Raw genomic sequence first — 10,984 nt, 5'->3', positions numbered from 1 at the left:
TCGACCAGCCGCTCGAACGGCAGGTCCTGGTGCGCGTACGCCTCCAGGTCGGCCGCCCGCACCCGCTCGATCAGCTCCGCGAACGTCGGGTCGCCCGACACGTCCGTCCGCAGCACCAGCGTGTTGACGAAGAACCCGACCAGGTCGTCCAGCGCGTCGTCGGTGCGGCCCGCGATCGGCGTACCCAGCGGGATGTCCTCCCCCGCCCCCAGCCGGCTCAGCAGCGCCGCGAGCGCCGCCTGCAGCACCATGAACACACTCGCCCGGTGCTCGCGCGCGACCTTGGCGAGGCTCTGGTGGAGTTCCGGGGTGAGCTCGAAGGTGACGGTGTCGCCCCGGTGGGTGGCGTGGGCCGGCCGCGGCCGGTCGTACGGCAGCACCAGCTCCTCCGGAAGGCCGGACAACGCCTCCTGCCAGTAGGCGAGTTGGTGGTGGATCGGCCCCTCGGCGGCGGCCGTGTCGTCGGAGCCGAGCAGCTCGCGCTGCCAGAGGCTGTAGTCGGCGTACTGCACCGGCAGCGCCGACCAGGCCGGGGCCTCCCCGGCGACGCGCGCCGCGTACGCGGTGGTCAGGTCACGGGCGAGCGGCGCGCGGGACCAGGCGTCGGTGGCGACGTGGTGGGTGAGCAGCAGCAGGACGTGCTCCTCGGCGTCGAGCTCGAAGAGCCAGACCCGCAGGGGGGTGTCCGTGGTGAGGTCGAAGGTGTGGCTGGCGGCGGTCAGCAGGGCCTCGTCCAGCCCGGCCTCGTCGGTCCGCACGACGGTGAGGTCCACGGTGCGGTCGGCGCCGAGGACGATCTGGTGCGGGCCCTCGGCGTCCTCGGCGAGGATGGTCCGCAGGCTCTCGTGGCGGGCGCTGAGGTCGGCGAGGGCCAGGCCCAGTGCCGTCCGGTCCAGGGCGCCGGAGAGTCGCAGGGCGACCGGCGAGTTGTAGGCCGCGCTGGGGCCCTCGAAGCGGTTGAGGAACCAGAGGCGCTGCTGGGCGTAGGACAGCGGGATCCGCTCCGGGCGCGGCACGGCGGCCGTGAGGGTGGGGCGGGCGCTGCCGTTGCCGGTGTCGAGGGCCCCGGAGAGGCCGGCCACCGTGGGGGTGTCGAAGAGCTGGCGGATGGCCATCTCGGCGCCGAGGGTGGAGCGGATGCGGCTGACCAGGCGGGTGGCGAGCAGGGAGTGCCCGCCGAGCTGGAAGAAGTCGTCGTCGATCGACACCGACTCCACGCCCAGCGTCTCCGCGAACAGACCGCACAGGATCTCCTCGCGCGGCGAGCGCGCCGCCCGCCCGGCGGAGTCCGCCCCGTACTCCGGTGCCGGCAGCGCACGACGGTCCAGCTTGCCGTTCGGCGTCAGCGGGAACGCGTCCAGGACGACGAACGCCGACGGCACCATGTACTCCGGCAGCCGGCCCGCCGCCAGCGCCCGCAGCTCGTCGGGCGTGACGGTGCGGCCGCCGGTGGCGGCGTAGGCGACCAGGCGCTTGTCGCCGGGCTGGTCCTCGCGCAGCAGGACGGCGGCCTGGGTGACGTGCTCGTGCGCGGCCAGCACGGCCTCGATCTCGCCGAGTTCGATGCGGTAGCCGCGCAGCTTGACCTGCCCGTCACCGCGGCCGACGAACTCCAGGAGCCCGTCGTGGTTCCAGCGCAGGACGTCGCCGGTGCGGTACATCCGGGAGCCGGGCGGCCCGTACGGGTCGGCGACGAAGCGCTCGGAGGTGAGCCCGGCCCGGTGCCAGTAGCCGCGGGCGAGGCCCGTCCCGGCGATGTAGGCCTCGCCCGGGACGCCGGCGGGGACGGGGCGCAGCGCGCTGTCGAGGACGTAGACCCGGGTGTTCCAGAAGGGTCGGCCGACGGGCACCGGGCCGGTCGGCGAGGGGGCGCCGGCGGGGATGCGGTACTGGACGCTGTTGACGGTGGCCTCGGTGGCGCCGTAGACGTTCAGCACGTCGGCCTCGGGGCGGCGGGCCCGCCAGCGGTCGATGACCTCGCCGAGGAGGAGTTCGCCGCCGAGCATGACGAGCCGGCTCGGGGAGGCGTCCGCGGGCAGCGCCTCCAGCAGGGCGAGGACGCTGGGGGTGCCCTTGAGGAAGGTGGGGGTGGGGCCCTCGGCGGCGGTCTCGTCGAGGTCGGCGACGCGGACCAGGCCGCCGGAGACGAGGGTCGTGTAGAGGGCGGTGACCGTGAGGTCGAAGGAGATCGGCGAGTGCAGCAGCGAGGTGCCGGTCATCGCCGGGTAGGCGTCGCGGGCCCACTGCAGGTAGGCGCCGAGGGAGCGGTGCTCGATCACGACGCCCTTGGGGCGGCCGGTGGAGCCCGAGGTGTAGATGACGTACGCCGGGTGCGCGGGCAGCAGGGCGCCGTGCCGCTCGGCGTCGGTGGGTGCGCTGGCGGGGCGGGCGGCGAGCTCGCCGGCCAGCGCGGGGTCGTCGAGCAGGAGGCGCGGGGTGCCGCTGTCGGGCAGGGCCGCGGCGAGCTCGCCGGTGGTGAGCAACAGGGTGGGCCGGGTGTCGTCGAGCATGAACGCGATGCGCTCGGCCGGGTAGTCGGGGTCGACGGGCAGGTAGGCGGCTCCGGTCTTGAGGACGGCGAGGAGGGCGACGGCCATGCCGGCGGTGCGGGGCAGGGCGATGGCGACGAACCGCTCGGGGGCGGCGCCGCGCGCGACGAGCAGGTGCGCCAGGCGGCTGGAGCGGGCGTCGAGTTCGGCGTAGTCGAGGGTGCCGTCCGGGCCGCTGACCGCGGGGGCGTGCGGGGTGCGGGCGGCCTGTGCCCGGAACAGGTCGAGGATCGTGGTGTCCTCGGGGACGTCGCGGGCGGTGTCGTTCCAGCGCAGCAGGGCCTCGTCGCGCTCGTCGTCGCCGAGCAGCGCCAGGCGGCCGACGGCCTGGTCCGGGTCGGCGATCAGGCCGTGCAGGACCCGGACGAAGCGGTCGAGCACGCGCTGGGCGGTGGCCGCGTCGAAGACGTCGGGCCGGTAGTTGAGGCGGAAGCGCATGGTGTCGCGCGCGGAGGCGATCAGCAGCAGCGGGTAGTGGGTGGCCTCGCGGTTCTTGCCGGGGGCGAGGCTGATGGCGGCGCCGATGCCGGTGCCGGCGGTGCCGGTGCGGCTGACCGGGTAGTTCTGGAACACCATTGAGGTGTCGAAGAGTTCGCCGAGGCCGACGGCCCGCTGCACCTCGGCCAGTCCGAGGTGCTGGTGCGGGGTGAGCCGGGCCTGCTCGTCCTGGACGCGGGCGAGTAGTGCGGTGAGGGACTCGGCGGGCCGGATCCGGACCCTGGTGGGCAGGGTGTTGATGAAGAGCCCGACCATCCGCTCGACGCCGTCGAGCTCCGGGGGGCGGCCCGAGACGGTGGTGCCGAAGACGATGTCGTCGCGTCCGGTGTGGGTGCTCAGGGCGATCGCCCAGGCGGCCTGGACGACGGTGTTGAGGGTGAGGCCGCGGCTGCGGGCGATCTCCCCGAGTTCGGTGGTGTCCGCGCTGTCGAGGAGGGCCTGGACCTCGGCGCCGGCCACGGCGGCCCGGCCCGCGCCGGGCGCGACCTGGGTGGGCTCGGCGAGGTCGGCGTAGGCGTCGCGCCAGGCGGCGCGGGCGGCGTCCTTGTCCTGCCGCTCCAGCCAGGTGAGGTAGTCGCGGTAGGGGCGGACCGCCGGCAGGGCGGTGGGGTCGCCGTCGGTGTCGTAGAGAGCGAACAGCTCACCCATGAGGACGGGCAGGGACCAGCCGTCCATCAGGAGGTGGTGGTTGGTCAGCACCAGGCGGTGGGTGCCGGCGCCGAGCCGCAGCAGGGTGAAGCGCAGCAGCGGGGGCCGGGCGACGTCGAAGCGGGTGGCGCGGTCGGCGGCGACCGCCGCGGCGGCGGCCGCGGCCCGCTCGTCCTCGGGCAGGCCGGTCAGGTCGGTCTCGGTCCAGGGCAGCCGGACCTCGCGCATGACGAGCTGGGCCCAGTCACCGTTCTTGCGCTGGCGGAAGGCGACCCGCAGGTTGGCGTGGCGGGCGAGCAGCTTCTCTGCGGCGGCGCGCAGGGCGGCCGGGTCGAGGGTGCCCTCGATGTCGAAGGAGATCTGGACGACGTAGGGGTCGAGGCCGTCCTCGTCGTAGACGCTGTGGAAGAGCAGGCCCTCCTGGAGGGGGGCCAGCGACAGGATGTCCTCGATCTTCCGCGGGTTGCGACTCACTTCGTGGCCTCTTCGTCTTCAGGAGCGGTTACGTCGTCGGAGGCGGCGAACTCGTCGTCGCCGAACAGGTCGTCGAGCTCGTCCTCGAACGCCTCGATCTCGTCCTGGGTGATGGAGGAGAGGGAGACGTCGGAGGGGGTGAGTCCGCCTGCGAGGGGGTCGCGCGCGTGGGTGACGAGGGCTTCGAGCGCCTGGAACCAGAGCCCGGCCAGGTGCCGGACCGCGGTCTCGTCGAGGATCCCGTCGGCCCAGGTCCAGAAGGCGACCAGGCGCGGGCCGTCGGGGCCGTCCTCGGTGCGGGCGTTGAGTTCGAGGGGGTGCGCGAGGGGCAGGTGCGCGGGGTCTCCCGGGACGGCGTCGATGCCGCTCAGCGGGGTCCAGTCGGCGACCGGGCCGTCGCCGCCGGTGGCGAACCGCCCGAGGTAGTTGAAGGCCACCTGCGGTTCGGGCAGTCCGTCGAACCCGCTCGCGGTGGCGGGGTTGAGCCGGCGGACGAGCCCGTAGCCCATGCCCTTGTCCGGTACGGACCGGAGCTGTTCCTTGACGGCCTTGAGGGCGGTTCCCGCGGCCGGGCCGCCGGCGAGGGCGTCGGCGACGTCGGCGGGTCCGACGTTCAGGCGGACGGGGTACAGGTTGGTGAACCAGCCGACGGTGCGCGACAGGTCGGCGCCGTCCACGAGGTGTTCCTCGCGGCCGTGGCCCTCCAGGTCGAGCAGGAGTCCGGTGCCGTTGCGCCAGCGCGCCCAGGCCAGGGTGAAGGCGGTCAGCAGGACGTCGTTGACCTCGGCGTTGAACGCGGCGGGGACCCTGGTGAGGACTGCTTCGGTCACCTCGGGGGGCAGCACCGTCTCGATCCGGCCGGAGGTGCCGTGGGTGTCCCGGGCCGGGTCCAGGGCGCGGCGGCCCAGCAGCGGGTCGGCGGTGCGCAGCACGTCCTGCCACCAGCCGGCGTCGGCCGCCCGGGCGGGCTTGGCGGCTTCCTCGGTCAGGCGCTGGGCCCAACGGCGCAACGAGGTGCCGACGGCCTGGAGTTCCGGCTCCCGGCCGGCGGCGACGGCCTGGTGGGCCTCGGCGAGGTCGGGCAGCAGGATCCGCCAGGACACGCCGTCGACGACGAGGTGGTGGATGACGAGCAGCAGCAGCCCGGGGGTGTCGGGGCCCCGGTCGACCCAGACGACCTGGACGACGCGGCCGGCGGCCAGGTCGAGGCGGTCGCGGGCGGCTTCCCCCTCGGCGTGGACGAGCCGGATCAGCTCCGGTCCGTCGAGTCCGGTGGCGTCGGCCCGGTGGACCGCGGTCGCGGCGTCGACGGTGCCGGGGGCCGGGACCTCCAGGCGCCGGTCGGGGGCCGGGGAGAGCCGGGCCCGCAGGGCGTCGTGGTGGTCGAGCAGGGCCTGGACGGCGCGGGTCAGGTGGCCGGGGTCGAGGCGGGCGGGGGCCTGGAGGACGGCGGACATGGTGAACCCGTCCAGGTCGTCGCTGCGGGCCAGCAGCCAGTGCTTGATCGGGGTGAGCGGCACCTCGCCGAGGCCCGCGCCGGGTTCCTCGGCCGGCGTGCCCTCGGCTTCGGTGACGACGGTGGCGAGGGCGGCGACGGTCCGGTGCTCGAAGACGTCCCGTACGGAGAGTTCGAGTCCGGCCCGGCGGGCCCGGCCGACCAGCTGGATCGACATGATGCTGTCGCCGCCGAGGTCGAAGAACCCGTCGTCGATGCCGACCTCGCGGACGCCGAGGACGTCGGCGAACAGGGCGCACAGCGCCTTCTCGCGTTCGGTGCGCGGCCCTTCGCCGGCGCCGGCGGACTGCGCCTCGGGGACCGGCAGGGCGGCCCGGTCGAGCTTGCCGTTGGCGGTCAACGGCAGTTCGGCCAGGACGGTGACGGTGGCGGGGACCATGTAGTGCGGCAGCTGCTGCGCGATGTGGGTGCGCAGGGTGCGGCCGAGGTCGGGGTCCGGGTCGGGTTGCGCGGGCACCACGTAGGCGACCAGGCGGACGGCGCCGGGGGTGTCCTCGCGGGTGAGGACGGCGGCCGTGTCGACGGCCGGGTGCTCGGCGAGGACGGCCTCGACCTCGCCGGGCTCCACCCGGAAGCCGCCGATCTTGATCTGGTGGTCGGAGCGGCCGAGGAACTCCAGTTCGCCGCCGGCGGGCCGGCGCACGACGTCGCCGGTGCGGTACATCAGCGAACCGGGCGGGCCGAACGGGGAGGCGACGAACCGTTCGGCGGTGCGGTCGGGCCGGCCGAGGTAGCCGCGGGCCATCTGGGAGCCGCCGATGTACAGCTCGCCGCGCACGCCCGGGGCGACCGGCTGCAGCCGCTCGTCCAGGACGTGGGCGGCGGCGTTCCAGATCGGTTCGCCGATGGAGGCCGAGGCGGGCCACTCGTCGGTGTCCTCGGGGAGGGTCGCCGAGGTGATGGCGGCGACCTCGGCGGGGCCGTAGACGTTGTGCGCCATGCGCCGCCGGCCGGTCCCGCAGAACGCCCGCAGTTCGCTGCTGAGCCGGAACTGCTCGCCGCCCTGGAAGAGGTCGGTGAGCGAGTCGAGCGGCTCGCCGCGGTCCGCGGCGGCGGCGAGGACGGCGTCGATGACGAGGGTGGGGGCGAAGAGCTCGTTGATGCCGTGCCGGGCGATCCAGGCGGCCAGTTCGCGGCCGTCGACGCGGACGTGCTCCTCGGGCAGGACGAGGGTCTTGCCGACGACGAGCGCCTGGAGGATCTCCTGGACGGCGAAGTCGAAGGAGACGGCGCAGAACTGGGCGGTGCGGGTGCCGACGCCGCCGCAGTAGGTGCCGGCGTGCCAGCCGAGCAGGTTCATCAGGGAGCCCATCGGCATGACGACCCCCTTCGGGGTGCCGGTGGAGCCCGAGGTGTAGACGACGTAGGCCGGGTGGCGCGGGTCGAGCGGGCGGACCCGGTCGGCGTCGGTGAGGTCGGTGTCGGCCTCGGCGGACACGGCCCGTTCGACGGCCGGGTCGTCCAGGACGACGTCCCGGGCGTGCGGCTCGCCCAGGAGCGGCCGGTGGGCCGTGTCGGTGAGGACCGCGGCGGGGCCGCAGTCGTCCAGGACGGCGCGCAGCCGCTGCTCGGGGGCCTTGGTGTCGAGGGTGAGGTAGGCGGCGCCGGCCTTGAGGACGGCCAGCAGCGAGACGATCATCTCGGCGGAGCGCGGCAGCGCGATCACCACGATCGACTCGCCGCCCACGCCGCGGGCCGCCAGGTGGCGGGCCAGCCGGTTGGCCCGGGCGTTGAGCTCCCCGTAGGAGAGGGTGCTCCGCTCGGAGATGACGGCCGTGGCCTCGGGCACGTCGGCGGCCTGCCGTTCGACCAGCTCGGGGACGAACTGCGGCGGCACCTCGTGCGCGGTGCGGTTCCACTCACCGAGCTGCCGGGCCTCACCGGGTGTCAGGACGTCGAGCTGCCCGACGGGGCGGTGCGGGTCGGCGGCGGCGGAGCCGAGCAGCCGCAGGAGCCGTTCGGCGAAGGCTCCGGCCGTCGCCCGGTCGAAGATGTCGGCGTTGTACTCGACCGCGCCGTGCAGGCCGGTGGGCTCGCCGTCGGGGCCGTGGGTCTCGTCGAGGAAGAAGGCGAGGTCGAACTTGGCGCGGCCGGTCTCCGGGGCCTCCACGTCGACGGTGAGGCCCGGCAGGCGCAGGACGTCGATGGCCTCCTGGTTGTTGTCGAGGCCGAGCAGCACCTGGAAGAGCGGGTGGCGGGCGAGCGAGCGGACCGGGCTGAGCACCTCGACGAGCCGCTCGAACGGCAGGTCCTGGTGGGCGTACGCGCCGAGGTTGGTCTCCCGGACGCGGGCGACGAGGTCGGTGAAGCTCGGGTCGCCGGAGGTGTCGGTGCGCAGGACGAGGGTGTTGACGAAGAAGCCGACCAGCTCCTCCAGGGCCGTGTCGGTCCGCCCGGCGATCGGGGTGCCGATCGGGACGTCCGTCCCGGCGCCGAGCCGGGTCAGCAGCCCGGCCAGCGCCGCCTGCAGCACCATGAACAGGCTGGTGCGGGTCTCGCGGGCGAGGTCGGCGAGCGCCGCGTGCAGGTCCGCGGGCACCTCGAAGGGGACCCGGCCGCCGTGGTGGGACTGGCTCGGCGGGCGGGGCCGGTCGACGGGCAGTTCCAGCTGCTCGGGCAGGCCGGCCAGGGTCTGCTGCCAGTAGGCGAGTTGGCGCGAGATCTCGCTGTCCGGGTCGTCCTCGGAGCCGAGGACCTCGCGCTGCCACAGGGTGTAGTCGGCGTACTGGACGGGCAGCGCCGGCCAGGCCGGTGCCTCCCCGGCGGCGCGGGCCGCGTAGGCCAGCGAGATGTCGCGGGCCAGCGGGCCCATGGACCAGCCGTCACCGGCGATGTGGTGGACCACCAGGGTCAGCACCTGCTCCCCGGCCTCGGTGGTGAACAGCCAGGCCCTGAGGGGGAGTTCGGTGCGCAGGTCGAAGGCGTGGGAGGCGGCGGCGCGCACCCGGGCGGCCAGTTCCCCGGCGCCGACCCGCTCCTCGGCGAGCCGCGGCGGCGTGTGCCCGGCGGGCAGGACGATCTGCCGGGCGCCGGCCGGGTCGTCCGCGAACACGGTCCGCAGGCTCTCGTGCCGGGCCACCACGTCGGCCAGGGCGTCGCGCAGAGCGGCGCGGTCCAGGTCCCCGGTCAGCCGGAGGGTGACGGGGATGTTGTACGTCGCGTCCGCGCCTTCCAGGTTGTGGAGGAACCAGAGCCGCTGCTGGGCGTAGGACAGCGGCAGCAGGCGCGGACGCTCGACGGGCACCAGCGGCCGGCGGGCCCCGTCGGCGCGGGTGAACGCCTCGGCGAGGCCGGCGACGGTGGGGTTCTCGAAGAACGTGCGGATCGAGATCTCGGCGCCCAGGACGGACCGGACCCGGCTGAGCAGCCGGACGGCCGACAGCGAGTGGCCGCTGCGGTCGAAGAAGTCGTCGTCGATGCCGACGGACGGCACGCCGAGCACCTCGACGAACAGGGTGCACAGGATCTGCTCCAGCGGGCTGCGCGGGCCGCGGGACCGCGCGGGCAGCACGGCGGCGGCCGGGCCGTCCCCGTCCCGGCCGGCCCCCGGGACCTCGGCGAGCCGCAGGTCGCCGTCGGCGGCCCAGCGGGCGGCGCGGTCGAGGCGGTACAGCCAGGCCGCGCCCGTCAGCGGGGAGGGCAGCAGGCGGTCCGGGTCGACACCCGCCGTCCCGACCGGCGCCGGGCCGTCGCCCGCGGCGTACAGCACGCCGGGGACGCCGGGCGGCACCGGCTGGAGGGCCTCGTCGAGGATCCAGGCGCGGGTGGGGGCCAGCGCGGCCGGGAGCCCGGCCCGGGACAGCGCCTCGGCCGCCTCGGGGCGGGCGGTGTCGCTCCACTGCGTCAGCACGGCGGCGCGCTCGCCCGCGTCGAGGAGGTCGGCGGCGGACAGCGGACTGCCGGGCTCGGCGGCTACCGCGGCCAGCAGCCGCAGGAACCGCGCGCCGATCGCGCGGGCGGTGGCCTCGTCGAAGAGGCCGGTGCTGAACTCCAGGTCGGCGACGATGCCCGCGGGCCGGCCCTGCTCGTCGAAGCCCTCGGTCAGCTCGATGTTGAGGTCGAACTTGGTGTCCTCGATCGGCAGCCGCTCCAGTTCCACGGCGAGCCCGGGCAGCCGGGCGACCTCGGCGACGGTGGCGCGGGGGTCGGAGTTGTGCACGGTCAGGCAGACCTGGAACAGCGGGTGGCGGACCAGCGAGCGCTCGGGGTTGAGGGCCTCGACGAGCCGCTCGAACGGCAGGTCCTGGTGGGCGTACGCGCCGAGGTCGGCCTCCCGGACGCGGGCGACGAGGTCGGTGAACGCCGGGTCGCCGGAGGTGTCGGTGCGCAGCACGAGCGTGTTGGCGAAGAAGCCGACCAGCTCCTCCAGGGCTGTGTCGGTCCGCCCGGCGATCGGGGTGCCGATCGGGACGTCCGTCCCGGCGCCGAGCCGGGTCAGCAGCCCGGCCAGCGCCGCCTGCAGCACCATGAACAGACTGGCCCGGGTCCGGCCGCTCAGCACGTGCAGGTCCCGGTGCAGGGCGGCGGGCACCTGGAACGTGACCCGTCCGCCGCGGCTCGCGAGGTCCGCGGTCCGCGGCCGGTCCGCGGGCAGCTCCAGTTCCTCCGGCAGCCCGTCCAGGGTCCGCTGCCAGTAGGCGAGTTGACGCGAGATCTCGCTGCCCGGGTCGTCCTCCGAACCGAGCGCCTCCCGCTGCCACAGGCTGTAGTCGGCGTACTGGACGGGCAGTTCCCGCCAGGCCGGTGCCTCCCCGGCGGTGCGGGCCGTGTAGGCCAGCGACAGGTCGCGGGCCAGGGGCTGCAGGGACCAGCCGTCGCCGACGATGTGGTGCAGGAGCAGAAGGAGCACGTGCTCGTCCTCGGCGATGGCGAACAGCGTTGCACGCAGCGGGAGTTCGGCCGAGAGGTCGAAGCGGTGGCCCGCCCCGGCGGCGAGTTCGGCCGGCAGGCGGTCCTCGTCGACCTCCCGGACGTCCAGCCCGACCGGGGCGTCGTACGGCGCCAGGATCCGCTGGACGAAGCCCTCCTCGTCCTCGACGAAGAGGGTGCGCAGGCTCTCGTGGCGGGCGACGACGTCGGCCAGGGCCAGCCGCAGCGCCTGGACGTCCAGCGGACCGCGCAGCCGCAGGGCGCCGGGCGCGTTGTACGCGGTGCTGTCGCCGTCGAGCAGCTGGAGGAAGCGGAGCCGCTGCTGCGCGTAGGAGAGCGGGATCCGCTCCGGGCGCGGGACGGCAGCGGTGAGCGCGGGACGGACACTGCCGTCCGCACGGTCGATGGCCTCCGACAGGCCGGCAACGGT

2 protein-coding genes are annotated in these 10,984 nt (G+C 75.0%); both read right to left on the bottom strand.

The window, feature by feature from the left end; all coding sequences use genetic code 11:
* The coding region (locus ACZ7KX_RS42065) for an amino acid adenylation domain-containing protein (RefSeq protein WP_470331236.1) at window positions 1-4,169 on the bottom strand (4,169 nt) is incomplete at its 3' end.
* A partial coding sequence (locus ACZ7KX_RS42060) for an amino acid adenylation domain-containing protein (RefSeq protein WP_470331235.1) occupies window positions 4,166-10,984 on the bottom strand: 6,819 nt, incomplete at its 5' end. The genes ACZ7KX_RS42065 and ACZ7KX_RS42060, both read right to left, overlap by 4 nt.

The organism is Kitasatospora sp. NPDC038210 (genome assembly GCF_055600605.1).
The sequence above is the reverse complement of the archived record's forward strand: the minus strand, read 5'-3'. Positions and strand labels throughout refer to the sequence as shown.